Source organism: Defluviimonas salinarum, from assembly GCF_026013545.1.
GTDB lineage: Bacteria > Pseudomonadota > Alphaproteobacteria > Rhodobacterales > Rhodobacteraceae > Albidovulum > Albidovulum salinarum.
In genome coordinates this window covers 67,214-92,773 of sequence record NZ_JAPDOG010000013.1, presented here as the reverse complement: position 1 = coordinate 92,773, position 25,560 = coordinate 67,214, and the positions used below count along the sequence as shown (strand labels likewise).

Annotated in this window: 21 protein-coding genes; 17 read left to right on the top strand and 4 right to left on the bottom strand. The window is 67.7% G+C overall.

Going from position 1 to position 25,560, the window contains the following annotated elements; all coding sequences use genetic code 11:
* Positions 1 to 30: 30 nt before the first annotated feature.
* Complete coding sequence (locus tag OM960_RS14780; protein ID WP_263337116.1) at positions 31 to 852, bottom strand: DUF6544 family protein; 822 nt, start codon at positions 850 to 852, stop codon at positions 31 to 33.
* 273 nt (positions 853 to 1,125) lie between these two features.
* On the opposite strand from OM960_RS14780, the gene xdhA reads away from it, so the two are divergent.
* The 7 genes from xdhA to OM960_RS14745 all read left to right on the top strand — a co-directional run bounded on the left by xdhA (position 1,126) and on the right by OM960_RS14745 (position 10,568).
* Positions 1,126 to 2,490 carry a xanthine dehydrogenase small subunit gene (gene xdhA, locus OM960_RS14775; protein ID WP_264772479.1) on the top strand — a complete coding sequence of 455 codons (1,365 nt, stop codon included), beginning with the start codon at positions 1,126 to 1,128 and terminating at the stop codon, positions 2,488 to 2,490.
* The gene (xdhB, locus tag OM960_RS14770; protein ID WP_264772478.1) at positions 2,487 to 4,895 is read left to right on the top strand and encodes a xanthine dehydrogenase molybdopterin binding subunit; all 2,409 of its coding nucleotides are present in this window, start codon (positions 2,487 to 2,489) and stop codon (positions 4,893 to 4,895) included. The genes xdhA and xdhB overlap by 4 nt, the downstream gene beginning before the upstream one ends.
* The gene (xdhC, locus tag OM960_RS14765) at positions 4,892 to 5,842 is read left to right on the top strand and encodes a xanthine dehydrogenase accessory protein XdhC (RefSeq protein WP_264772477.1); all 951 of its coding nucleotides are present in this window, start codon (positions 4,892 to 4,894) and stop codon (positions 5,840 to 5,842) included. Before xdhB ends, xdhC begins: the two co-directional genes overlap by 4 nt.
* 62 nt (positions 5,843 to 5,904) lie before the next feature.
* The gene (locus tag OM960_RS14760) at positions 5,905 to 7,440 is read left to right on the top strand and encodes an ABC transporter ATP-binding protein (RefSeq protein WP_264772476.1); all 1,536 of its coding nucleotides are present in this window, start codon (positions 5,905 to 5,907) and stop codon (positions 7,438 to 7,440) included.
* A complete protein-coding gene (locus OM960_RS14755) occupies positions 7,427 to 8,503 on the top strand; it encodes an ABC transporter permease (RefSeq protein WP_263337126.1) in 1,077 nt (358 codons plus the stop codon). The genes OM960_RS14760 and OM960_RS14755 overlap by 14 nt, the downstream gene beginning before the upstream one ends.
* Positions 8,503 to 9,435 (top strand): ABC transporter permease, encoded by a 933-nt coding sequence (locus OM960_RS14750; protein ID WP_264772475.1) that lies wholly within the window; start codon positions 8,503 to 8,505, stop codon positions 9,433 to 9,435. Before OM960_RS14755 ends, OM960_RS14750 begins: the two co-directional genes overlap by 1 nt.
* Before the next feature lie 47 nt (positions 9,436 to 9,482).
* Positions 9,483 to 10,568, top strand: coding sequence for a BMP family ABC transporter substrate-binding protein (locus tag OM960_RS14745; RefSeq protein ID WP_263337130.1), 1,086 nt, complete (start codon positions 9,483 to 9,485; stop codon positions 10,566 to 10,568).
* Positions 10,569 to 10,644: 76 nt separating this feature from the next.
* Here OM960_RS14745 and msrA read toward each other — a convergent pair whose 3' ends face one another.
* The 3 genes from msrA to OM960_RS14730 form a co-directional block, all read right to left on the bottom strand.
* Positions 10,645 to 11,151: a peptide-methionine (S)-S-oxide reductase MsrA gene (gene msrA / locus OM960_RS14740; protein ID WP_264772474.1), complete on the bottom strand. Its 507-nt coding sequence runs from the start codon at positions 11,149 to 11,151 to the stop codon at positions 10,645 to 10,647.
* A complete protein-coding gene (msrB, locus tag OM960_RS14735; RefSeq protein ID WP_263337133.1) occupies positions 11,148 to 11,594 on the bottom strand; it encodes a peptide-methionine (R)-S-oxide reductase MsrB in 447 nt (148 codons plus the stop codon). Before msrB ends, msrA begins: the two co-directional genes overlap by 4 nt.
* Before the next feature lie 98 nt (positions 11,595 to 11,692).
* Positions 11,693 to 12,565 (bottom strand): LysR substrate-binding domain-containing protein, encoded by an 873-nt coding sequence (locus tag OM960_RS14730; protein WP_263337135.1) that lies wholly within the window; start codon positions 12,563 to 12,565, stop codon positions 11,693 to 11,695.
* A 213-nt stretch (positions 12,566 to 12,778) separates the two neighbouring features.
* On the opposite strand from OM960_RS14730, the gene OM960_RS14725 reads away from it, so the two are divergent.
* The 10 genes from OM960_RS14725 (at position 12,779) to OM960_RS14680 (ending at position 25,473) form a co-directional block, all read left to right on the top strand.
* Positions 12,779 to 13,966, top strand: coding sequence for a 2-aminoethylphosphonate--pyruvate transaminase (locus tag OM960_RS14725; protein ID WP_264772473.1), 1,188 nt, complete (start codon positions 12,779 to 12,781; stop codon positions 13,964 to 13,966).
* 32 nt (positions 13,967 to 13,998) lie between these two features.
* Positions 13,999 to 15,249 (top strand): phosphonoacetate hydrolase, encoded by a 1,251-nt coding sequence (gene phnA / locus OM960_RS14720; RefSeq protein WP_264772472.1) that lies wholly within the window; start codon positions 13,999 to 14,001, stop codon positions 15,247 to 15,249.
* 17 nt (positions 15,250 to 15,266) lie between these two features.
* Positions 15,267 to 16,712, top strand: coding sequence for a phosphonoacetaldehyde dehydrogenase (phnY, locus tag OM960_RS14715; RefSeq protein ID WP_264772471.1), 1,446 nt, complete (start codon positions 15,267 to 15,269; stop codon positions 16,710 to 16,712).
* A gap of 61 nt (positions 16,713 to 16,773) precedes the next feature.
* The gene (gene pbfA, locus OM960_RS14710) at positions 16,774 to 18,123 is read left to right on the top strand and encodes a (R)-1-hydroxy-2-aminoethylphosphonate ammonia-lyase (protein ID WP_263337149.1); all 1,350 of its coding nucleotides are present in this window, start codon (positions 16,774 to 16,776) and stop codon (positions 18,121 to 18,123) included.
* Positions 18,124 to 18,435: 312 nt separating this feature from the next.
* Positions 18,436 to 19,458 carry a putative 2-aminoethylphosphonate ABC transporter substrate-binding protein gene (locus OM960_RS14705; protein WP_264772470.1) on the top strand — a complete coding sequence of 341 codons (1,023 nt, stop codon included), beginning with the start codon at positions 18,436 to 18,438 and terminating at the stop codon, positions 19,456 to 19,458.
* A gap of 85 nt (positions 19,459 to 19,543) precedes the next feature.
* Positions 19,544 to 20,680, top strand: coding sequence for a putative 2-aminoethylphosphonate ABC transporter ATP-binding protein (locus OM960_RS14700; protein WP_263337153.1), 1,137 nt, complete (start codon positions 19,544 to 19,546; stop codon positions 20,678 to 20,680).
* Positions 20,681 to 20,682: 2 nt separating this feature from the next.
* Entirely contained in the window at positions 20,683 to 22,695 is a 2,013-nt protein-coding gene (locus OM960_RS14695; RefSeq protein WP_264772469.1) for a putative 2-aminoethylphosphonate ABC transporter permease subunit, read from the top strand.
* Positions 22,696 to 22,784: 89 nt separating this feature from the next.
* Positions 22,785 to 23,786, top strand: coding sequence for a GT-B fold glycosyltransferase domain-containing protein (locus tag OM960_RS14690; RefSeq protein ID WP_264772468.1), 1,002 nt, complete (start codon positions 22,785 to 22,787; stop codon positions 23,784 to 23,786).
* Positions 23,787 to 23,812: 26 nt separating this feature from the next.
* Positions 23,813 to 24,082, top strand: coding sequence for a hypothetical protein (locus tag OM960_RS14685; RefSeq protein WP_264772467.1), 270 nt, complete (start codon positions 23,813 to 23,815; stop codon positions 24,080 to 24,082).
* Positions 24,083 to 24,087: 5 nt separating this feature from the next.
* Positions 24,088 to 25,473 (top strand): trypsin-like peptidase domain-containing protein, encoded by a 1,386-nt coding sequence (locus OM960_RS14680; RefSeq protein ID WP_264772466.1) that lies wholly within the window; start codon positions 24,088 to 24,090, stop codon positions 25,471 to 25,473.
* The last annotated feature ends 87 nt before the right edge of the window (positions 25,474 to 25,560 follow it).

Below are 25,560 nucleotides of genomic sequence, written 5' to 3'. Positions count from 1 at the left end.
GCCCCGGAAGGGCGTACCGGCGCGAATGGATCACGGCGCGAGGCGGTAGTCGCTGATCCGGCCGCGGAAATAGGCCTCGTAGCCGGAGGGGTAGACATAGCCGACCTCGCCGAAGCCGGGCAGGCGGCGCCCGCCGATCTCCCGGTAGTCGGAGAAGCGTCCGCGCCAGTCGTAGCGGCGGGTCGTGCCGTCGGGATCGCGGGCCGGGCGGTCCCTCGCCTCCATCGCGACGATGTCGCCCTGCGCGTCGAAGCCGAAGGTGACCCGCGCGATGCCGTCGCGGGTCGTCATCCGGACCTCGGCCGTGTCGGGGCCGGTCACCCGCCAGGTGAGGTCGGGATTGCCGAGGATCGCGTCCGGCATCCAGGGCAGTTCGGCGAGGTAGCGGTAGGCCTCGCCGAGGTCGATCTCGGCGCCGGAGGCGCGGGCGACGGGGATGGTGCCGAGGAGCCGCGCCTCGAGGAGACCCTCGCCGCCGACGAAGGCGTCGAGGACGCGGAGCCTCGTCAGGGGGCCGAGCGGCTGGCGCGCGTCCCAGACGAAGCCGGCGCGGCCGAGCGAGACGACCTGCCAGGCCTCGATCCGGTGGAAGCGGCCGCCCGGCTTCAGCCGGAGCTCGGCGGTCTGGTTGAAGCTCGCCGCGCGCATCGGCCGGCCCGGATCGGCGCCGGCGCGGCGGGCGAAATCGGCGACGAGCGGCGGCAGGGCGATGTCGATGTCGCGGGTGGGCGGCGTGTCGCGAAGCCGGGCGGCGAGCTGGAGAACGCGGCCGCGACACCGCTTGGCGGCCGCGACCTGCAGCGCGAGAAGCCCGATAACCGCGAGCAATACCAGATAGAAAGCCGTCTGCATCCCACCCGCCCCGACATGGCGACGTCACCCGGGCGGCACTATGGCCCAGCGGTCCCGACAAGGCCAGCGTGACGCGGGGAGGGGCCGCGAGTTTCGCTGATTATGCGGGATTCCGAGAAACTGCTTAACGGTTTTCCCGTTAAGTATTGCTTGCCTTGTGGCCGGGTTCGGCGCTTCATGGAAAGCGGGAGACGGGGCGCGCATATCCGCTTTACGCCGCATCGGGCGGAGGCGCAACTAGCCCGGGAGAGGAGAAGGCGGCGGGTTCATTCGATGACCGACATCGCGTTTCTGTTGAACGGAACGCCTGTCACCGTAGCCGGCGAGCGTCCGACCCGGACGCTTCTGGACTGGTTGCGCGACAGGCAGGGACTCACCGGCACCAAGGAAGGCTGCAACGAGGGCGACTGCGGCGCCTGCACCGTGATGGTCACCGACGACCAAGGGTGCCGGGCGCTCAATGCCTGCATCCTCTTCCTGCCGCAGCTTCACGGGAAAGCCGTCCGCACGGTCGAAGGTCTGACCGGGCCGAAGGGCGAGATGCATCCCGTGCAGGAGGCGATGGTCGAGCATCACGGCAGCCAGTGCGGCTTCTGCACGCCGGGCTTCGTGGTCTCGATGGCGGTGGCACAGAAGAACGGGGCCACCGACCATGACGACCAGCTTGCGGGCAATCTCTGCCGCTGCACCGGCTACGCGCCGATCATCCGCGCCGCCGAGGCCGCCGCGACGGCGCCGGTGCCGAAATGGGTCGACGACAAGCCCGCCCGGTCCGACGGCGCAGCGCCCTATGCGCCGGGATCGGCGGATGAGCTGGCCGAATGGTACGCGGCCCATCCCGACGCGATGCTCGTCGCCGGGGCGACCGATGTCGGGCTCTGGGTGACGAAGCAGCTGCGCGAACTGCCGGAGGTGGCCTTCCTCCATGCCTGCGCCGACCTGCAGCGGATCGAGACGGTCGCGGGCGGCTGGCGCGTCGGCGCGGGGGTCACGATCGCGGGCCTGCGGCTCGCGATGGAGGCGCCGCACCCGGCCTTCGCCGAGCTGCTGCGCCGCTTCGCCTCCGAACAGGTGCGCGGCGCCGCGACGATCGGCGGCAATATCGCCAACGGCTCGCCCATCGGCGACGCGCCGCCGGCGCTGATCGCGATGGGGGCGACGCTGCATCTGAGGAAGGGCGCGGCGCGGCGCGAGATCGCGCTGGAGGATTTCTTCCTCGACTATGGCAAGCAGGACCGTGCCAAGGGCGAGTTCGTCGAGGCGGTGACGATCCCCGAGACGGTGCCGGACCTCGCCTGCTACAAGCTGTCGAAACGGTTCGACCAGGATATCTCCGCGGTCTGCGGCTGCTTCAACGTCACCGTGGCGGAAGGCCGTGTCACGGCCGCGCGGATCGCTTTCGGCGGCATGGCGGGGATCCCGAAGCGTGCCGCGGCGGTCGAGGCAGCACTGGTGGGCAAGGACTGGACCCTTGCCACGGTCGAGGCGGCGCTGCCCGCCTTCGCGCAGGATTTCACACCGCTCACCGACATGCGCGCCTCGGCCGGTTACCGGCTGGAGGCGGCGCAGAACATGGCCCTGCGCTATTTCCACGAGCGCGCCGGCGCGCCCGTTTCGGTTCTGGAGGTGACCCCATGAGCGTTGCGAAGCCCGTCACCCACGATTCCGGCCGGCTGCATGTCAGCGGCACGGCCCGCTACATCGACGACGTGCCGCTGCCCGCGAACGCGGCGCATCTGGCCTTCGGGATCTCGACCGTCGCGCATGGCGAGATCGTTTCGATGGATCTCTCGGAGGCCCGCGCGGCGCCCGGCGTGATCGCGGTCTGGACCGCCGACGACCTGCCCTTTGCCAACGACGTCTCGCCCTCGATCCATGACGAGCCGCTTCTTGCCACCGGGACGGTGCATTATGTCGGCCAGCCCATCTTCCTCGTCATCGCGGAAAGCCATCTGGCGGCCCGCAAGGCGGCGCGGAAGGGGAAGATCGAGTACAAGGAATTGCCCGCGCTCCTGACGGTCGATGACGCGATGGCAGCGGGGAGCCGCTTCGAGGGCGGGCCGGTGATCTGGACCAAGGGCGATGCCGCGAAGGCCATCACCGGGGCGCCGCGGGTGATCGAGGGCCGCTTCGAGATGGGCGGGCAGGAGCATTTCTACCTCGAAGGCCAGGCGGCGCTGGCGCTGCCGGCAGAGGGCGGCGTGATCGTCCAGTCCTCGACCCAGCACCCGACCGAGATCCAGCACAAGGTCGCCGAGGCGATCGGCCTGCCGATGAACGCTGTCCGGGTCGAGATCCGCCGCATGGGCGGCGGCTTCGGCGGCAAGGAGAGTCAGGGCAACGCGCTCGCGGTCTCCTGCGCGCTCGTCGCGCATCTCCTCGGGCGGCCGGCGAAGATGCGCTATGACCGCGACGACGACATGGTGATCACCGGCAAGCGCCACGACTTCCGCATCGCCTACCGCGCGGGCGTCGACGAGGAGGGCCGGATCCTCGGGATCGAGTTCCTGCAGCTCGCGCGCTGCGGCTGGGCGCAGGACCTGAGCCTGCCGGTCGCGGACCGGGCGATGCTGCATTCGGACAATGCCTACAACCTCGACCACGTGCGGATCGAGAGCCACCGGCTGAAGACCAACACCCAGTCGGCGACCGCCTATCGCGGCTTCGGGGGCCCGCAGGGCATGCTCGGGATCGAGCGGGTGATGGATCACATCGCCCATGCGCTCGGGCGCGACCCGCTCGCGGTCCGCAAGGCGAACTTCTACGCCGAGGCGACCGACCGCGTCGCCCCCGCGCCGGAGACGGGCCATGAGAGCTTCCCGGATGATCCGGATGTCGATCTGGTTTCGCGCGGCTCCGAAACGATGATCCGTACCGACGCGAAGATACCGGCGGCGGAGGGGTTCCAGACCACGCCCTACCACATGCCGGTCGAGGACTTCATCCTCAACGGGCTGGTGGCGAAACTTGAGGAGACGAGCGGGTTTGCCAGCCGCAAGGCCGCGGTCGATGCGTGGAACGCGGCGAACCCGATCCTGAAGAAGGGCATCGCGCTGACACCGGTGAAGTTCGGGATCTCGTTCACGCTCACCCATCTCAACCAGGCGGGCGCGCTGGTGCACGTCTATTCGGACGGGTCGATCCATCTCAACCACGGCGGGACCGAGATGGGCCAGGGGCTCTTCCGCAAGGTGAGCCAGGTGGCGGCATCTGCCTTCGGGGTCGATGTGGCGACGATCGCGATCACCGCGACCGATACCGCGAAGGTGCCGAACACCTCGGCCACGGCGGCTTCCTCGGGGTCGGACCTCAACGGCATGGCGGTGAAGGCGGCCTGCGACACGATCCGGGAGCGGATGGCGGACTACCTTGCCCGCGAGCATCAGACGGTGCCCGCCAAGGTGCGGTTCGCGGACGGCAAGGTCATCGTCGGCGGCGACGAGATGAGCTTCGCGGAGGCCGCTGCGCGCTGCTACATGGGGCGGGTGAGCCTCTCATCCACGGGCTTCTACGCCACCCCGAAGATCACCTGGGACCGGAAGGCGGGGCGCGGCCGGCCGTTCTACTACTTCGCCTATGGCGCCGCCGTCTCGGAGGTGGTGATCGACACGCTCACCGGCGAGAACCGGATCCTCAGGGCCGATATCCTCCATGACTGCGGCACGAGCCTCAATCCGGCGATCGACAAGGGCCAGATCGAGGGCGGCTATGTGCAGGGCGCGGGCTGGCTGACGACCGAGGAGCTGGTCTGGAACGACAAGGGGCGGCTGATGACGCATGCGCCCTCGACCTACAAGATCCCGGCCTGTTCCGACCGGCCCCGGGTCTTCAACGTCGATCTCTGGGACGGGCAGAACCGCGAGGACACGATCTACCGCTCGAAGGCGGTGGGCGAGCCGCCCTTCATGCACGGGATCTCGGTCTTCTCGGCCCTCGCCGATGCCTGCGCCGCCTGCGGGCCGAACTGGCCCGACCTGCAGGCGCCGGCGACGGCGGAGGCGGTGCTCGCGGCGGTGAAGCGGGCGCGGGGGACCGGGGCATGAGCGTCGATCTCCAGGCGCTGGCGCGCAGGGTCGCGGCGCATGGCGCGGTGATCCGGGTCGTCGTGGCCGAGATTGCGGGCTCGGCCCCGCGCGAGGCGGGCGCGGCGATGCTGGTCTGGGCCGGCGGTCAGGAGGGCACGATCGGCGGCGGCGCGCTCGAATACGAGGCGGCGGCGCGGGCGCGGGCGATGCTCGCGGCCGGAACCGGCGACCGGGTCGACCGGATGCCGCTCGGGCCTCGGCTGAACCAGTGCTGCGGCGGGGCGGTCACGCTCCTGTCGGAGCTCTGGGACGCCGCGCGGCTGGAGGCTGTCGGCGACGTGACCGTGGTCGCGCGGCCGCTGCCCGGCACGGGCGGCGACGCTCCGCTCGCGGTGCGGCGCATCCTCAACCGGGCGCGCGGCGAGGGGTTCCGGCCGGTGGCGCGGATCGTCCACGGCTGGATGGTGGAGCCGGTGGCAATGGCGGAGCGCGAGATCTGGATCTGGGGCGCGGGCCATGTCGGGCGGGCGCTGGTGGCGGTGCTCGGGCCCCTGCCCGGCCTCCGGCTCACCTGGGTCGATACCGATGCGGCGCGGTTTCCGGAAGTACCGGAGGGCGTGGTGCAGCGGGTGGCTGCGAACCCCGCCGATCTGGTGGCGGAGGCGCCGGCAGTGGCGGAGCACCTGGTGCTGACCTTTTCGCACGCCATCGATCTCGAGCTCTGCCACCGGCTGCTCGGCCACGGCTTCCGGCGGCTCGGGCTGATCGGATCGGCGACTAAATGGGCAAGGTTCCGAAGCCGGCTGAAGGCGCTCGGTCACGGCGAGGAGCAGATCGGGCGGATCCGATGTCCGATCGGCGATCCGGCACTCGGCAAGCATCCGCAGGCGATCGCCGTCGGGGTTGCGGCCGAGCTGATCCGGGACCGGGCCGAGGGCCGAACGAGGGAGGAGCGGACGGGATGACCGGAAAGACTCTTCAGGAACAGGAAACCGGGCGCACGGCGCCCCGGGAGGGAAGACGCGAGATGACAAGGGACGTGCTTTTGACGATCGAGGGACTGTCGAAGTCCTATCCGGGCGTGAAGGCCAATGATGACGTCTCGTTCCAGATCGGCGAGGGCGAGGTCCACGCGCTTCTGGGCGAGAACGGCGCGGGCAAGTCGACGCTGGTGAAGATGATCTACGGGCTGGTGAAGCCCGACGAGGGGAGGATGACCTTCCGGCGCGAGGAATACACGCCCTCCGAACCGCGCGAGGCGCGGGGCCTCGGCGTCGCGATGGTGTTCCAGCATTTCAGCCTCTTCGACGCGCTGAACGTCGCCGAGAACGTGGCCTTGGGCATGGACAACCCGCCGCCGATGGGCGAGCTCGCCGGGCGGATCCGCGAGGTCTCGGAAGGCTACGGCCTGCCCTTGGACCCCGAGCGGCTGGTGGGCGACCTGTCGGCCGGGGAGCGCCAGCGGGTGGAGATCATCCGCTGTCTCCTTCAGGATCCGAAGCTCCTGATCATGGACGAGCCGACTTCGGTGCTCACCCCGCAGGAGGTCAATATCCTCTTCGGAACGCTCAGGCAGCTCGCGGCGGAGGGGACCTCGATCCTCTACATCAGCCACAAGCTGGAAGAGATCAAAGCCCTCTGCGACGAGGCGACGATCCTGCGGCGCGGCAAGGTCGTGGGCACCTGCACGCCGAGGGACAGCACCGCGCGCGAGATGGCCGAGATGATGGTCGGCGCGGAGTTGAACGCGCCCCAGCGGGCGCCGATCAACCCCGGCCCGGTGGCGCTGCAGGTGCGCAACCTCTCGGTCCCGGCGCCGAGCGCCTTCGGCACCAGCCTGCGCGAGATCGGCTTCGAGGTCCGGCAGGGCGAGGTCCTGGGCATCGGCGGCGTCGCCGGGAACGGCCAGGACGAGCTTCTGCTGGCCCTGTCGGGCGAGGTGAAGACGCCGCGCGACTGCGTGCAGATCAACGGGCTCGACGTCGGCGACCTCGGGCCGAACGAGCGCCGCAAGGCGGGGCTCTGCACCGCGCCCGAGGAACGCTTGGGCCATGCCGCAGTGCCGGACCTGAGCCTGATGGAGAACGCGCTTCTTTCGGGCGCGGTCCGCAAACAGCTGACGAAGAACGGCTTCATCGACTGGGCCGGCACCCGGCGCTTCGCCGAGGAAGTGGTCAAGACCTTCGACGTCCGGACCCCCGGCATCGGCACGGCGGCGCGCGCGCTCTCGGGCGGTAACCTGCAGAAGTTCGTGCTCGGGCGCGAGATCATGCAGGAGCCGGAGGTGATCATCGTCAACCAGCCGACCTGGGGCGTCGATGCCGCGGCCGCGGCCTTCATCCGGCAGGCGCTCCTGAACCGTGCGGCCAAGGGCGCGGCGGTCGTGGTGATCAGCCAGGACATCGACGAGATCATGGAGATCGCCGACCGCTTCGCGGCGCTGAACGAGGGCCGGCTGTCGGCCCCGGTCCCGACGCAGGGACTGACCATCGACGAGATTGGCCTGATGCTCGGCGGGGCGCATGGCATGCATGAAGCGGAGGTGCACCATGTTCAGGCTTGAGAAACGCCCGACCCCCTCGACCTTCTGGTCCTGGGGCACGCCGGTCCTCGCCGTCATCCTGACGATGATCGCGGGCGGCATGCTCTTCGCCATGCTCGGCAAGGACCCGGTGCTCGCCATCAAGGCGATCTTCTGGGAGCCGCTGTTCGGCGCCAATGCGAGCTATTTCCGGCCGCAGCTTCTGGTGAAGGCCGGCCCGCTCATCCTCATCGCGATCGGCCTGAGCCTCGGCTTCCGGGCGGCGGTCTGGAACATCGGCGCGGAAGGCCAGTACATCATGGGCGCGCTCTGTGGCGGGTCCGTGGCGCTCGCGGCCTATCCGGCGGAGAGCTTCCTGCTGTTCCCGGCGATGATCATCGCCGGAGCGATCGGCGGCTTCATCTGGGCGATGATCCCGGCGCTTCTGAAGATCCGCTTCGGCACGAACGAGATCCTTGTCTCGCTGATGCTGGTCTATGTGGCCGAGAACATTCTCTCGACCCTGGCCTTCGGACCCTTGAAGAACCCCGAGGGCTTCGGCTTCCCGGGGAGCCGCAACCTGCAGCAGTACCCCTCGGCCCATAATGCCGACCTGATCGCCAATACCGGGCTGCACTGGGGCGTGGTGACGGCATTCCTCGCGGTGATCGGCGCCTATATCCTTCTCAACCGCCACATTCTCGGCTTCCAGATCTCCGTCGCGGGGCAGGCGCCACGGGCGGCGCGGTTCGCCGGCGTCAACCCCAACACGCTCGTCGCGATCTGTCTCGGCATCTCGGGCGCGCTCGCGGGGCTCGCGGGGATCTTCGAGGTCGCCGGTCCGGGCGGGCAGATCACCGACAGCTTCAACGTCGGCTACGGCTTCACCGCGATCATCGTGGCCTTCCTCGGGCGGCTGCATCCGGTCGGCATCCTGCTCGCGGGGCTTCTGATGGCGCTGACCTATATCGGTGGCGAAATGGCGCAGCTTTCGCTCAGCCTGCCGCTCGCAGCGATCCAGGCCTTCCAGGGGATGCTTCTCTTCTTCCTGCTGGCCCTGGACCTTCTCACAAATTTCCGCATCCGCATCGGGGGGCTGATCTGATGGTTATCGGCGGTATCGACATCGTTCTTCTCATCGCCTCGATGATGGTCGCGGCAACACCGATCCTTCTTGCGGCGACGGGCGAGATGGTCGCCGAGAAATCCGGCGTCCTCAATCTCGGGGTCGAGGGGATGATGATCATCGGCGCGATCTCCGGCTTCGCCGCGGCGGTGGCGACGGAGAGCCCGTTCGTCGGCTTCATGGCGGCGGCCGTGGGCGGCGCGGTGATGGCGCTCCTCTTCGCGCTCCTGACCCAGTACCTCCTGTCCAACCAGGTGGCGACGGGTCTGGCGCTGACGCTCTTCGGCCTCGGGCTCTCGGCGCTGATGGGCCAGGGCTACCAGGGGATCAAGCCGCCGCCGACGGCGAAGATCGACATGGGGCCGCTTTCGGACATTCCCGGGCTCGGGCCGATCCTCTTCAACCACGACTGGGTGGTCTATCTCTCGCTCCTGCTCGTCGGCGGCACCTGGGCGTTCCTGAAGTACACCCGTGCCGGGCTGATCCTGCGCGCGGTGGGCGAAAGCCATGACGCCGCCCATGCGCTCGGCTACCGGGTGATCCGGGTGCGGATCGCGGCCCTGATGTTCGGCGGCGCGCTCGCCGGGCTCGGCGGCGCCTATCTGAGCCTCGTGCGGGTCCCGCAATGGACCGAGGGCATGACCGCCGGCGCCGGCTGGATCGCGCTCGCCATCGTCGTCTTCGCCTCGTGGAAGGCCGAGCGGGTGCTGCTTGGCGCCTATCTCTTCGGCGGGGTCACGGTGCTGCAGCTCCGTCTTCAGGCGGCCGGCATCGCGATCCCGGTGCAGGTCTTGTCGATGGCGCCCTATCTGATAACGATCATCGTGCTTGTCATCATGTCGGCCCCGCGCGGGAGGGCGACGCTTGCCGCCCCCGCCGCACTCGGCCGGGTGTTCCATGCCTCGCATTGAGGCGAAGCCAAACCGGGCCATGAAGCCCATTCACAGGGAGTAACGATATGAAACGCAGACAGTTCCTTGCCACGTCGGCGATTGCGGGAACGGCGCTCGGCCTCGGCCTCGCCGGTGCCGCCCTCGCGCAGGATCCGCTCAAGGTCGGCTTCATCTATGTCGGCGTGCCGGGCGACGGCGGCTGGACCTACCAGCACGACCAGGGCCGGCTCGCGGTCGAGGAGCATTTCGGCGACGCGGTGGAGACGACCTTCATCGAGAACGTGCCGGAAGGCGCCGATGCCGAGCGCGCGATCACCCAGCTCGCGCTTTCCGGCCACAAGCTGATCTTCACCACGTCCTTCGGCTTCATGGACGCGACGCTGAACGTCGCGCAGAAATTCCCCGACATCAAGTTCGAGCACGCGACCGGCTACAAGCAGGCGCCGAACGTCGCGACCTATGACGCCCGCTTCTACGAGGGCCGCGCGGTGATCGGCACGATCGCGGGGCGGATGAGCAAGACGGGCAAGATCGGCTACATCGCCTCGTTCCCGATCCCGGAAGTGATCCAGGGCATCAACTCGGCCTATATCCACGCCAAGAAGGTCAACCCCGACGCGCAGATGAAGGTGGTCTGGGTCTATACCTGGTTCGACCCGGCGAAGGAGGCCGACGCGGCCTCGGCGCTCATCGCCGAGGGCGTCGACGTGCTGATGCAGCACACCGACTCCACGGCCGTGATGGCCAAGGCGCAGGAAGCCGGCGTCTATGCCTTCGGCCAGGCCTCCGACATGACCGCCTATGCGCCGAAGCCGCGGATCTCGTCGATCATCGACAACTGGGCGCCCTATTACATCGAGCGCACCCAGGCGGTGATCGACGGCACCTGGGAGCCGCTGGCGAGCTGGAAGGGCATCGGCGACGGCGAGGTGGTGATCGGCGAGATCTCCGACGAGGTGCCGGCCGAGGTCAGGGACGAGGCGATGGCGCTGCGCGACAAGATCGGTTCGGGCGAATACCACCCGTTCAGCGGGCCCCTGAACAAGCAGGACGGCTCGGCATGGCTCGCCGAGGGCGAGGCCGCCGACGACGCGACGCTGTCGGGGATGAACTTCTACGTCGAGGGGATCGAGGGCGAGATCCCGCAGTAACCGCGCCACGGACTCACGGAAGGCGCGAAGGCCCCGCCACGGCGGGGCCTTCTTTCATTCCGGCAGGCCCCGCGGCTCACTCGGCGGCGTCGCGCTTCGGCAGGACCCAGTCGGGGCGCGGGAAGTGGCAGGTATAGCCGCTCGGGAACCGCTGCAGGTAGTCCTGATGCTCCGCCTCTGCCTCCCAGAACGGGCCGGCGGGCCTGACCTCGGTGACCACCGGCCCCGGCCAGAGGCCGGAGGCATCGACGTCCGCGATCGTGTCCTCGGCGACCTGGCGCTGCGCCTCGGAGAGGTAGTAAATGCCCGAGCGATAGCTCGCGCCGCGGTCGTTGCCCTGCCGGTCCTTCGTCGTCGGGTCGTGGATCTGGAAGAAGAACTCGAGAATCCGCCGGTAGCTGATCCGGTCGGGGTCGAAGAGGATCTCGATCCCCTCGGCATGGCTGCCGTGGTCGCGGTAGGTCGCGTTCGGCACGTCGCCGCCGGTATAGCCCACACGGGTCGCGACGACGCCGGGCAGCCTGCGGACCAGGTCCTGCATCCCCCAGAAGCAGCCGCCGGCGAGAATGGCGCGTTCGGTCATGTCACGTCCTCCACCTGGTCGAGATAGTCACCGTAGCCCGCCGCCTCCATCTCGGCGCGCGGAATGAACCGCAGGCTCGCGGAATTGATGCAGTAGCGCAAGCCGCCGCGGTCGCGCGGCCCGTCGGGAAAGACATGGCCGAGATGGCTGTCGCCGTGGGCCGAGCGCACCTCGGTGCGGATCATGCCGTGGCTCATGTCGCGCAGCTCGGTCACGTTCGCGGGCACGATCGGCTTGGTGAAGCTCGGCCAGCCGCAGCCGGATTCGAACTTGTCGGACGAGGCGAAGAGCGGTTCGCCCGAGACGATGTCGACATAGATGCCCGGTTCCTTCGTGCTGTTGTATTCGCCGGTGAAGGGGCGCTCGGTGCCATTCTCCTGGGTGACGCGGTACTGTTCCGGCGTGAGGCGGGCGATCGCCTCGGGGGACTTGCGGTAGGCCATTGCGGTCCTTTCCTGTCGCTGCGGTCCTGCCGAATGTGGGATCCGGCGGGGGGTATTGCCAATGCCTTGACGAAATCGTGTGTGCGCCCGGCCTTGTCTCAGCGTAGGGCCACGCCGCGGGCGATCTCGAAGAAGGCCCGGACGAGCTTGCCGCCGCTGCGCTCGCGCAGGCAGATCAGCGCCTCGTCCATGCCGATCGCCTCCGCTCCTATCAGCGGGATCCGCACCAGCCGCGCGTCCTCGCCGAACTCCGCCGCCGAGACGAAGCCGACGCCCGCGCCCGAGGCGACGATCTCGCGCACCGCCTCGCGGCCCTCGGCCTCGATCGCCGGCACCAGCGCGACACCGGCCGCCGTCGCGGCTTCCTCGAGCTTCTTGCGGGTGCGCGAGCCCTGCTCGCGGAACACCAGCGGATGGCGCGCGAGCTCGTCGAAGCTGAACGACGGAACCCGCGCAAGCGGGTGGTGGGTGGCGACGAAGGCCACGATCGGCGTGGAGATCAGCTGCAGATGCTGAAAGTCGCGGCTGCGCGGGATCTCTCCGATGACGCCGATGTCGGACTCGTAATTGTAAAGGCTCTGGATGACGGTCTCGGTGTTGCCGGCGCGGACGTTGATCCTGACGCCCGGATAGCGTTCGCGGAACGGGCCTAGTATGTGCAAGAGATGGTGCGCGCTGTCGGCGACGATCTGCAGGGTCCCCGAGCGCAGGGCGCGGCTCTCGGACAAAAGCTCGAGCGCCTGCTGCTCCTGGTCAAAGAGCCGCCGGGTGATCTCGAGCAGGCGCTCGCCGGCCGAGGTCATAACGACCTGCTTCTTGTGCCGGTTGAAGAGCAGGACGTCGTATTCCTCCTCGAGCTTGCGCACCTGGTCGGAGATTGCGGGCTGCGTGAGGTACAGTTCCTCGGCCGCGCGCGAGAAGCCGCCGCAGATTGCCACATAGTGGAAGGCCCGAAGCTGGACATAGCGCATGGGAACCGCGGCCTTATCGGGAAGGATTATGTTTGCGGGGATGCTAACGACCCGGTTTATGGGTTGCAACGCTTACGCGTCTCGCGGTCGCAGGGGCCGACTGAGCAAAGAATAAGTTAGCCTTATACATCAATCTAAAATAGCGATTTTACATATGGACGAGCGCGTGGAAAAAGCATCACTACAGCCCAAGTGTTGCCGAAGGAGCCTGCCATGCCGCATTCGCCCGAGCCGCTGCCCGCCCCGAGGCTGGGCGAGCCCTATCTTCTGACGCCAGGGCCGTTGACGACGGCGTTCTCGACGAAGGAGGCGATGCTAAGGGACTGGGGGTCGTGGGACGCCGATTTCCGCGCCATGACGAAATCGGTCTGTGACCAGCTCGTGGCACTCGCCGGGGATACGACGGGCGCTTTCGTCTGCGTGCCGATGCAGGGCTCGGGCTCGTTCTCGGTCGAGGCGATGCTCGGGACTTTCGTTCCGAGGGACGGCAAGGCGCTGGTCTTGGCGAACGGCGCCTACGGGCTCCGCGCGGCGGAGACGATGCGCTATCTCGGCCGCGAATACACGCTGATCGACAAGGGCGACTACATGCCGCCGCGGGGCGACGAAGTGGCGGCCGCGCTCGACGACGATCCGGCGATCACCCATGTCGTGGCGATCCATTGCGAGACATCGTCCGGCATCCTCAACCCGGTCGCGGAGATTTCCGAGGCGGTCTATTCGCGCGGCCGCAAGCTCTTGATCGACTCGATGTCGGCCTTCGGCGCGCTGCCCCTTGATGTCAACGAGATCCGCTACGAGGCGATGGTCTCCTCGGCCAACAAGTGCATCGAGGGCGTGCCGGGCTTCGGCTTCGTGATCGCGCGGCGGTCGGAGCTGGAGGCGGCCAAGGGCAACAGCCACTCGCTCAGCCTCGATGTCCATGCGCAATGGGCCTACATGGAGAAGACCGGCCAGTGGCGCTTCACGCCGCCCACGCATGTCGTCGCGGCCTTTCTCGAGGCCTTGCGGCTCCATGCGGCGGAGGGCGGCGTCGCGGGGCGCGGGGCGCGCTATACGCGGAACCGCGACGTGATGGTCGAGGGGATGCGGGGCTTGGGCTTCGAGACGCTTCTGAAGGACCGCTGGCTCTCGCCGATCATCGTCACCTTCTTCTGCCCGGCCGATCCGGCCTTCGTCTTTTCCGACTTCTACGAAAAGATGAAACAGAAAGGCTTCATCATCTATCCCGGCAAGCTGACGGTGGTGGAGAGTTTCCGCATCGGCTGCATTGGAAGGATGGACGAACACGTGATGCGACGCGTGGTTCAGGCCGCGATGGAGGCGCTCGCCGAGATGGGCGTCGCTTCCGCCGCACCGCCCGAGGCGGCGATCGCCGAACGCGCCAAGCTCGCCGCCTGAGGCGGCACCGAAATATGACGGAAGGACTGGAAATGAACATGATCACCCGCAAGCCCGTGACGGCCAATGACCGCGTCTACCCCTGGCCGAAGGTGCCGGCGGTGGCGATCTGCCTCGACGGCTGCGAGCCGGAATACCTCGACGTCGCCATCGCCGAGGGGCTGATGCCGACCCTGAAGCGGATGCGCGCGGAGGGCACCGATCGGCTCGCGCATTCGGTCATTCCGTCTTTCACCAACCCCAACAACCTCTCCATCGCGACGGGCCGGCCGCCGGCGGTGCACGGGATCTGCGGAAACTACCTCTACGACCCGGAGACCGGCGAGGAGGTGATGATGAACGACGTGCGGTTCCTGCGCGCGCCGACGGTGTTCTCGCGCTTCTACGAGGCCGGTGCGCGTGTCGCTGTCGTCACGGCGAAGGACAAGCTCAGGGCGCTGCTGGGGGCGGGGCTCAAGTTCGACGAGGACCGGGCGATCGCGTTTTCCTCGGAGAAGTCCGACACCACGACGAAGGCCGAGCACGGGATCGACAAGGCGAACGAATGGCTCGGGCGTCCGGTGCCCGAAGTCTATTCGGCGGATCTCTCGGAGTTCGTCTTCGCCGCCGGGGTGAAGCTCCTGAAGGAGTGGAAGCCGGACGTGATGTATCTCTCGACGACCGACTACATCCAGCACAAGTTCGCCCCCGACGAGCAGGGGGCCAAGGAATTCTACGCGATGTTCGACCGCTACCTCGCCGAACTCGATGCGCTCGGGGCGGCGGTGGTCGTCACCGCCGATCACGGCATGAAGCCCAAGCACAAGGCAGACGGCTCGCCGGCGGTGATCTATGTGCAGGACCTGATGGACGAGTGGCTGGGCAAGGACGCGGCGCGGGTGATCCTGCCGATCACCGATCCCTACGTCGTCCATCACGGCGCGCTGGGGTCGTTCGCAACCGCCTACCTGCCGGCGGGGGCCGACCGGGAGGCGATCATGGCCAAGCTCGCCGCGCGGGACGAGATCATTCTCGTTGTGACCCGCGAGGAGGCGGTGAAGCGGTTCGAGTTGCCCGCCGACCGGATCGGCGACATCGTGATGATCTCGGGCGAGAACATGACTATCGGCACCTCGGCGCATCGCCACGACCTCGCGGCGCTGAAGGAGCCCTTGCGCTCCCACGGCGGCTTGACCGAGCAGGAGGTGCCCTTCATCGTCAACCGCACGGTCGACTCGCCGGACGCGCCGGAGCTCAGGAACTTCGACGCCTTCTTCTATGCCACCACCGCGGCGGCGCTCTGACCATGAAGGACCAGCACATGGAGATTGAACTCCGCCACGAGGGCATGCGGATCGGTGGCGAGACCGTCTTCACCGACAAGGTGATCGAGGTCCGCTACCCCTATACCGACGAGGTGGTGGGCACGGTGCCGGCGGGAACGGCCGAGCATGCCCGCAAGGCCTTCGAGATCGCGGCGAATTACCGTTCGAAGCTCACCCGCTACGAGCGCAGCCAGATCCTCAAGCGCACCGGCGAGATCATCGGCGAGCGGCGCGATTACCTCGCCAAGTGGCTGGTGCTGGAGCTCGGCATCTGCTGGCAGCACGCGGTCTACGAGACCAAGCGCGCGCAGGACGTCTATACCTTCGCCGCGGCGCAGGCCTTGCAGGATGACGGGCAAATCTTCTCCTGCGACCTCACCCACAACGGCAAGGACCGCAAGATCTACACCAAGCGCGAGCCGGTCCGGGCGATCTCGGCGATCACGCCCTTCAACCATCCGCTGAACATGGTCAGCCACAAGATCGCGCCCTCGATCGCCACCAACAACTGCATGGTGCTGAAGCCGACGGAACTGACGCCGCTGACCGCGATCACGCTCGCGGACATTCTCTACGAGGCCGGGCTGCCGCCGGAGATGTTCCAGGTGGTGACCGGCCTGCCGGCCGACATCGGCGACGAGATGATCACCAACCCCAACATCGACATCATCACCTTCACCGGCGGGGTGCCGGTCGGCAAGATGATCGCGTCGAAGGCGGTCTACAAGCGGCAGGCGCTGGAGCTTGGCGGCAACGACCCGCTGATCGTGCTCAATGACCTCGACGATGCCGATCTGGAGAAGGCCGCGACGATCGCGGTGGCAGGCGCCACCGGCAATTCCGGCCAGCGCTGCACGGCGATCAAACGCATCCTCGTGCAGGAGTCGGTGGCGGACCGCTTCGTGCCGATGGTGCTGGAGAAGGCCAAGAAGATCCGTTTCGGCGACCCGATGGACCCGGCGACCGAACTCGGCTGCGTGATCCATGCGCAGGCGGCGGAACTGTTCGAGAAGCGCGTCTACATGGCCGCCGATCAGGGCGCGAAGGTGCTCTACGATCCCGGCCGAAAGGGTGCGCTGCTGCCGCCGATCGTGGTCGATCATGTGCCGCATGACAGCGAGCTTGTGATGGAGGAGACCTTCGGCCCGGTGATCCCGATCGTCCGGGTGCCGGACAATGACGTCGAGGTCATGCGGATCTCGAACGGCACCGAGTTCGGCCTTTCCTCCGGCGTCTGCACCAACGATTTCCGCCGCATGCAGGCCTATATCGAGGGGCTGAATGTCGGCACGGTGAACATCTGGGAACAGCCCGGCTACCGGATCGAGACCTCGCCCTTCGGCGGCATCAAGGATTCTGGCAACGGGGTGAAGGAGGGCGTGACGGAGGCGATGAAGTTCTTCACCAATGTGAAGACCTATTCGCTGCCCTGGCCACGGTGATCCCGGCGGCGGCTGCGGGAGCCTCCGGCGGGGATATTTGGAAAAAGAAGAAAGGGATGGCGTGATTACCCATACCGAGGGCGAGTCCAACACGTCGGAGGCGCGCCGCGCATGGGCGGCGCGGCATCCCGATGCGGCAACGCGGGCGCTTCTGGCGCGCGATGCGAACGCCTTCCTGCACCAGTCGCTGTCCTCGCCGTGCCTTTCGACCATCGCCAAGGCGGAAGGGATCTGGATCGAGGACACCGCCGGGCGGCGTTACATGGATTTCCATGGCAACTCGGTCCATCACATCGGCTATGGCCATCCCCGGGTGGTGGCGGCGATCAAGGACCAACTCGATGCCTTGAGCTTCTCGCCGCGCCGTTTCACCAATGACGTGTCGGTGGAACTGGCCGAGACCCTGGGCGCGCTGGCGCCGGGGGATCTGGGAAAGGTGCTCTTCACCACCGGCGGATCGGATGCGAACGAGGTGGCGCTCCGGATCGCGCGGGCGGCGACCGGGCGGTTCAAGACCGTGAGCTTCTGGGACGCCTTCCACGGCGCGGGCTTCGGCGCCGCGAGCGTCGGCGGCGAGGCGACATTCCGCTCGCATATCGCCGGGCCCTTGCTGCCGGGGGCCGAGCATGTGGCGCCCTTCAACTGCTACCGCTGCGCCTATGGCCATGCCGGGCCGGAGGTTTGCGGGCTGGCCTGCGCGAGGATGGTCGAGTTCGTGCTCGAGCGCGAGGGCGATGTCGCGGCCGTGATCGCGGAGCCGATGCGGGCGGTGCCGGTGGTGCCGCCGCCGGGTTTCTGGAAGGCGGTGCGCGCGGCCTGTAACCGCGCGGGCGCGCTTCTGATCATGGACGAGATCCCGACCGGGCTCGGCAAGACGGGCCGGATGTTCGCCTTCGAGCATGACGAGGTGGTCCCGGATATCGTGACGCTGGGCAAGGCCCTGGGCGGCGGCATCCTGCCCATCGCCGCCGTGGTGGCGCGGGCCGATCTCGACGTCTGCGGGGACTTCGCCATCGGCCATTACACCCACGAGAAGAACCCGGTGACGGCGCGGGCGGCGCTCGAGACGCTCGCGGTGATCCGCGACGAGGGGCTGGTGGCGCGCGCTGCCGAGCTTGGGGCGCATGCGCTCGCGCGCCTGCGCGAGGCGGTGGACGACGATCCCCGCGTCGGCGAGATTCGCGGCCGCGGCTTGATGTTCGGCGTCGAGATCGTCGCCGACCGCGAGAGCCGGGCGCCCGCGAAAGAGGCGGCGGAGCGGATCTATTACCGCTGTCTGGAGGCGGGGCTCAGCTTCAAGATTTCCGCAGGGTCCGTGCTGACGCTGTCGCCGCCGCTGACCATCGCGCAGGCCGACCTCGACCGCGCCCTCGACATCGTCGCGGACGCCATTCGCGCGGAAGCGCGGTAACTGCCTCAAGCCGTCGGTTCGCGACCGGGCGCGCGCCTTTCGCGCGCCTTTCGCGCCCTATCGCACGGACGCCCGCATCATCGGCCCTGGTGATCAAGTCATAAGATAAATAGATTTTTCCTATCGACCGCCAGATCCCATACTCCCTGTGGATGATGGCTCGAAGGAGGATGCGTGTTATCCTGCTGTTACCGAACAGCAATTCTGCCGTTACCCGGCAGCCTTACTGAACGCAACTGCGGCACGGGCGGGACGACCGCAGCGTGACCGGCAGACCTGCAGACCGCGTCTGCGATAAAACTGGGGAGTATCATGATCAAAGCGAAAACACTGGTTCCGGCCCTTGCCGCCGCGGCGATGCTGTCGGGCGCCGCCTATGCCGAGACCGAACTGACGGTCTACACCGCCGTCGAGGCCGAGGATCTCGCGCGCTACGCCGAGACCTTCAACCAGGACCATCCCGACATCAAGATCAACTGGGTGCGCGATTCCACCGGCGTCATCACCGCCAAGCTCCTGGCGGAAAAGAACAATCCGCAGGCCGACGTGGTCTGGGGCCTCGCCGCGACCTCGCTTCTGGTGCTGAAGACCGAAGGCATGCTGGAGCCCTATGCCCCGTCCGGGCTCGACGCGCTCGACCCGCGGTTCCGGGACGCCGACAATCCGCCCTCCTGGGTCGGCATGGATGCCTGGGTGGCCGCGATCTGCTTCAACACGGTCGAGGGCGAGAAGCTCGGCCTGACCGCGCCGACGAGCTGGGCCGATCTCACCAAGCCCGAATATGCCGGCCATGTCGTGATGCCGAATCCCGCCTCGTCGGGCACCGGCTTCCTCGACGTGTCGAGCTGGCTGCAGATGTTCGGCGAGGAGAAGGGCTGGGAATACATGGACGCGCTGCACGCGAATATCGGCGCCTACACCCATTCCGGCTCCAAGCCCTGCAAGATGGCCGCCGCGGGTGAGACCGTAATCGGCGTCTCCTTCGCGTTCCGGGGCGCGAAGTCCAAGGCCGAGGGCGCGCCGATCGACATCATCGTGCCGAGCGAGGGCATCGGCTGGGACATGGAATCGACCGCCATCGTTGCCGGCACCGCGAATGCCGAAGCGGCGCAGACGCTGGTCGACTGGTCGATCACGCCGAAGGCGATGGAGATGTACAATGTCGGCTACGCGGTCGTCGCCATTCCCGGCATCGCCAAGCCGGTCGAGTTCTTCCCAGAGGGCATCACCGAGGCGATGATCGACAACGACTTCGAATGGGCGGCCAACAACCGCAGCGCCATCCTCGAGGAATGGACCAAGCGCTACGACACCAAGTCCGAACCGAAGGGCTGAGCCCCGGCTTCGACTCTCTCCGGGCGCCGCGTCTGATCGCGGCGCCCTCCCCGAAAGTTCCGTCCGGATGGAAAAGATGGTTGCAATGACGAGACGCGGCGCCCTTCAGGCGTCCGCCGGGGATCATGTCGCCGAAGGATCGGCGCAGCCCTACCTGGAGATCGCCGATCTCTGGAAAAGCTTCGGCGACTTCGTGGCGCTGCGGGAGGTCACGCTCGACATCGCGAAGGGCGAGTTCGTGTGTTTCCTCGGCCCGTCCGGCTGCGGCAAGACCACGCTGCTGCGCGCAATCGCGGGGCTCGACCCGCAGACCCGCGGTACGATCCGGCAGGGCGGATCGGACATCTCCAGCCTGCCGCCGTCGCAGCGCGACTTCGGCATCGTGTTCCAGTCCTACGCGCTCTTCCCGAACCTCACGGTGCGCCGCAACATCGCCTTCGGGCTTGAGAATACCGGCCGCAGCAAGCGCGAGATCGACGCCCGCGTCACTGAACTTCTGGATCTCGTCGGCCTGCCCGAGCAGGCGTCGAAATACCCAGCGCAGCTCTCCGGCGGCCAGCAGCAGCGCGTCGCGCTTGCCCGCGCCATCGCCATCGATCCGGGGCTTCTGCTGCTCGACGAGCCGCTCTCGGCGCTCGACGCCAAGGTGCGGGTGCATCTGCGCCACCAGATCAAGGAATTGCAGCGCAAGCTCGGCGTCACCACGATCATGGTGACGCATGACCAGGAAGAGGCGCTGTCGATGGCCGACCGCATCGTGGTCATCAACCGCGGCCGGATCGAGCAGGTCGGCACCCCGACCGAGATCTACCGGGAGCCGGCCTCGCTCTTCGTCGCTGACTTCATCGGCGAGACCAACAAGGTCGCCTCGACCTATCAGGGCGGCTCGGTGACGCTTGGCGACGTGGTGCTCGCCACCAGCGAGACCCGCATTGCCGACGGCGCCGCCGTCACCGTGGCGGTGCGGCCGGAGGACATCCTGCCCCACCGGGCCGAGGATGCCGGGAACGGCGCGGCCAACATGCTGCCGGTGACGATCACGGACATGGAGTTCCTCGGCTCCTACTGGCGCACCCATCTGCGGAGCGACGCGCTCGGCGAGACGCCGCTCGTGGCCAACTTCTCGATGAACGCGGTGCGGCGTCTGGAACTGGAGCCGGGTACCGCGATGGCGGTCGAACTGCCCGCCGAGCGGGTGCTCGTGTTCGCGCGGGGGGCCTGAGCATGACCGAAATGACCGCCGAACTGCCGCCCGGTCGCCGGGTTCGTTTGAGCCTCGACCGCGATGGAATCATCAAGCGGATCTTCATGGGGGTGATCGCGCTTTACCTCGTCGCGGCGCTGGCTCTTCCGCTCTACGCGATGCTGTCGAAGAGCTTCGTCACCTACGGCTTCGACCTCGCCCGCTACGAGTTCCAAGTCAGCGACGAGACGGGCACAGTCTGGAGCGAGCCGGTCACCGCCGAGGCGCTGAACGCGGAGCTGGGCTCGGTCCCGGCCGATGACCTGCGCTCCAGCTCCGATGGCCGGCTGACGGCGACAACGTTCTTTCCCGATTTCAGCTTCCGCAGTCCGGTCAAGTACCGGATGCGCGGCACCACGGATGACGCGCCCTGGCTCGTCGGCCTCGACCTGAAGAACACCACCGACTGGCAGGAATACGACAGCAACACCTTCCGCCGGATCAACCTCAGGCCGGTCAAGTCGGTCGGGGCGCAGAACTATGTCGAGTATTTCTCGAATCCGACGCTGTTCTCCTCGATCCAGAACTCGCTCTACATCGCGGTCGTGAGCACGGTGCTGACCGTCGTCTTCGCCTTCGGGTTCGCCTATGCGATCAACCGCAGTTGCATGCCCTTCAAGGGCGCATTCCGGATGATCGCGATGATGCCGATCCTCGTGCCGTCGCTGTTGCCGGGGATCGCGCTCATCTATCTCTTCGGCAACCAGGGGATGATGAAATCGCTCCTGATGGGGCAGTCGATCTACGGGCCCCTGGGCATTGTCATCGGTTCGGTCTTCTTCACCTTCCCGCATGCGCTGATCATCATTTCGACCGCGCTCTCGATCGCCGACCAGCGCCAGTACGAAGCGGCCGAATCCTTACGCGCGAGCAAGTGGCGCACCTTCTGGACGGTGACGATCCCCGGCGCGCGCTACGGCCTGATCTCGGCGGCCTTCGTGACCTTCACGCTGGTGATCACCGACTTCGGCCTGCCGAAGGTCATCGGCGGGCAGTACAACGTGCTCGCCATCGACATCTACAAGCAGGTCATCGGCCAGCAGAACTTCGAGATGGGCGCGGTGGTCTCGGTGATCCTTCTGATTCCGGCGGTGGTGGCCTTCCTCGTCGACCGGCAGGTGCAGAAGAAGCAGGTTTCGCTCCTCTCGGCGCGCTCGGTCCCCTACCAGCCGCGGCCCGACCGCCGCTTGGAGGCGCTGTGCCTTGCCTGGTGCGGCACGATGGCGGTGTTCATCGTCGGGATCATCGCGATCTGCCAGTATGCGGCACTGATCCGGTTCTGGCCCTACGACCTCAGCCTCAGCCTCAAGAACTACGCCTTCGACCGGATGGATGGCGGCGGCTGGGCGGCCTACTGGAACTCGATCAAGCTGGCGCTGATGACGGCGGGGATCGGTACGGTCGTGATCTTCACCGGCGCCTACATGGTCGAGAAGATCGACGGCTTCAAAACCGGGCGCGGCCTGTTCCAGTTCCTCGCGATGCTGCCGATGGCGGTACCGGGGATGGTGCTCGGGCTGGCCTATATCTTCTTCTTCAACAATCCGGCCAATCCGCTGCACTTCATCTACGGAACGATGATAATCCTCGTCATCTCGACCGTGACCCACTTCTACACCGTCGGCCACCTGACCGCGCTGACCGCGCTGAAGCAGATCGACGCGGAGTTCGAGCCGGTCGCCTCGTCGCTGCGCCAGCCCTTCTACAAGCTCTTCGCGCGGGTCACGGTGCCGGTCTGCCTGCCGGCAATCCTCGATATCTCGATCTACCTCTTCGTCAACGCGATGACGACGGTCTCGGCGGTGGTGTTCATCTATTCGACCCATACCGCGCTCGCCTCGATCGCGGTCCTGAACATGGACGACGCGGGCGACATCGCGCCCGCGGCGGCGATGGGGATGATGATCTTCTACACCAATGCCGGGGCGCGGATCCTGCATGCGCTGGCCTCGCGCCGGATCCTCAACCGCACCCAGGCCTGGCGGCTGCGCTGAGGCGGGACCACTGGCGTCGCGCCGCTTCCCCAGGCGGCGCGGCTCGCCTATAAGGGCGCGGACAGGGAACCAATAAACGGGCAACGGGCATGTCGGGCAACGCGGCGGGAGAGCGCGGCTTCAACGTCTTTTGCATCGGCCAGGCCGGGCGGCTCGGCTACGAGGCGGTGGTCTTCGCCGCCACCTTCCGCGCCGCCAATCCGGACTTCCCCGGCCGGCTCTTCGTCGGCGAGCCGCAGCCGGGCCCGCTCTGGACCGGGGATCCCCGCATCGACGCGCCGCTTCGCGCATTGCTCGAAGGCTTCGGCGCCGAAATCGTCCCGTTCGAGAGCCGCCATTTCGGCGAGCGCTATCCCTACGGCAACAAGATCGAGGGCCTCGCCGCCCTGCCCGAGGGCGAGCCCTTCGTCTTCTTCGACACCGACACGCTCTTCACCGGACCGCTTTCCGGCGTCGGCTTCGACTTCGACCGCCCCGCCGCCTCGATGCGGCGCGAGGGCACCTGGCCGGTGCTGGAGCTTTACGGGCCGGGCTACGGCGCGACCTGGAAATCGCTCTACGACAAGTTCGGGCTCGACTACGAAAGCTCGCTCGACCGCTCGAAGCCCGACGAATACTGGGAGCGCTACCTCTACTTCAACGCCGGCTGGTTCTTTTACCGCTGCCCGCGCGCGTTCGGGGAGCGGTTCCTTGAGTACGCGCTGGCGATCCGCGACGACGCGCCGGCGGAACTGGTCTGCCAGTCGCTCGACCCTTGGCTCGACCAGGTGGCGCTGCCGCTGGTGATCCATTCCTTCGGCGGCGGCAGGCCGGGGCCGAAGCTTGCCGGGCTCGACGGCGCGGTGACCTGCCACTACCGGCTCTTCCCGCTGCTTTACGCGCGCGAGAGCGACCGCGCGGTGGAGATACTCGAGACCGCGATCGCGCCCAATCCGATCAAGAAGGTTCTGAAGGAATACCTGCCCCTGAAGAAGATCGTCTACCAGAGGAAGGGCCACGCAATCCGGGAGATGTTCGACCGGACCGACCTGCCCAAGCGCGAACAGGCGATCCGCAACACGATCAAGCGCGCCGGCCTCTGGATGCGCTGAAGCCGGGGGTCGCGGCGACCTACGGCGTGATCGAGGGCTCCGACGCCGGCGCGCTTGGCACGCGCGAGATGCCGATCTGGGGCAGCCGCTACCGGTTGCGGGTCAACGCGGCGCAGGATCCGAACTTCTCACCCTGGGAGACCGAGGCCTATGTGCGCACCCGGATCTTGTCGCTGATCGAGTATCTCTCGACGCTGCAGGTAGAACAGGGCAGGCGGAAAACGGCACGGGCGGCGCTTGAACTGACCGCGGCGGCGCCCGATCTTTGCGGAAGCACGCAACGACCCGGACCGTAACCCGAATGCGCATCGCCGCCTTCTGCCTCATCGTGGCCGCCGCCCTGCCCCTGCCGCTTCTTGCCCAGGCAAAGGTGCCCGCCGACCGGGCCGAGATCGGGCTCAGCTTCGCGCCGGTGGTGAAGGCCGCCGCGCCGACGGTGGTCAATATCTATGCCAGCCGCATCGTTGCCCAGCGCCTCAGCCCCTTCGCGGACGATCCGCTGTTCTCACAGTTCTTCGATTTCGGCCCGAGCGTGCCAAGGGTGCAGAACTCGCTCGGCTCGGGGGTGATCCTCCGGGCGGACGGGATCGTGGTGTCGAACTTCCACGTCGTCGGCGGCGCCGAGGATATCCGCGTCGTGCTCGCCGACCGGCGCGAATACGCGGGCCGCGTGATCCTCGCTGACGAGGCCGCCGACCTGGCAGTGATCCGGCTCGACGGGGCGGAAGACCTGCCGGCGCTGGACCTCGCCGATTCCGACCTGGCCGAGGTCGGCGACCTCGTGCTCGCGATCGGCAACCCGTTCGGCGTCGGCCAGACGGTCACGAGCGGGATCGTCTCCGGGCTGGCGCGGGCGGGCGGCGATATGGGGCGCGGGAGGGGCTACTTCATCCAGACCGACGCGGCGATCAACCCCGGCAATTCCGGCGGTGCGCTGGTGGACACGGCGGGCCGGCTTCTCGGCATCAACACCTCGATCCTGACCCGTTCTGGCGGCTCACACGGGATCGGATTCGCGATCCCGTCGAACCTCGTCGCGCAATATGTCGCGCAGGCCGAGGCGGGTGCGGCCGATTTCGCGCGGCCCTGGTCGGGGATCGAGGTCCAGCCCGTTGATGCCGGCATGGCCGAGGCGCTGGGGCTCGCGGCGCCCGGCGGCGTGGTGATCCGGCAGATCCACCCCGAGAGCCCCTTCGCGAAGGCCGGGCTCGACGCCGGCGACGTGGTGACGGGGATCGCCGGGCATCCGGTGGACGGGCCGCAGGAACTCGACTACCGGCTCGCGATACTCGGCCCCGGCGGCACGGCGGACCTGCGCTACTGGAGCGACGGGGACGAAGCGGAGACCGAGATCGTGCTGTCGCCGGCGCCCGACCCTGACGCGGAGCAGAGCCTGCGGCTTGGTTCGGGCTCGCCGCTGAACGGGCTCGCGGTCGCAGCGCTCGGCCCGGCACTGATCGAGCGGCTGGGCCTGCCGCTCTCTGCCGAGGGCGTGGTGGTGACCGAAGTCGCAGGGCCGTCGCGGCGTACCCGGCTCCGGCCCGGCGACATCCTGATCGCGGTCAACGGGCTGCCGATCCGGGTGCCGGAGGATCTTGCCGCCGCGACCGCCCAACCGGCGCGGCTCTGGCAGATCGAGTTCCTGCGCGGCGGCCGCCGCGCAATGGTCCGCCTGTCGGGCGGCTGAGGCGCGATCACGCGGCCCTGTCCGGTATGTGATTTCCCGGTGATCGGGGCGGCGACGTATCATCAGGGCGAGGGACGACCCCCCGAG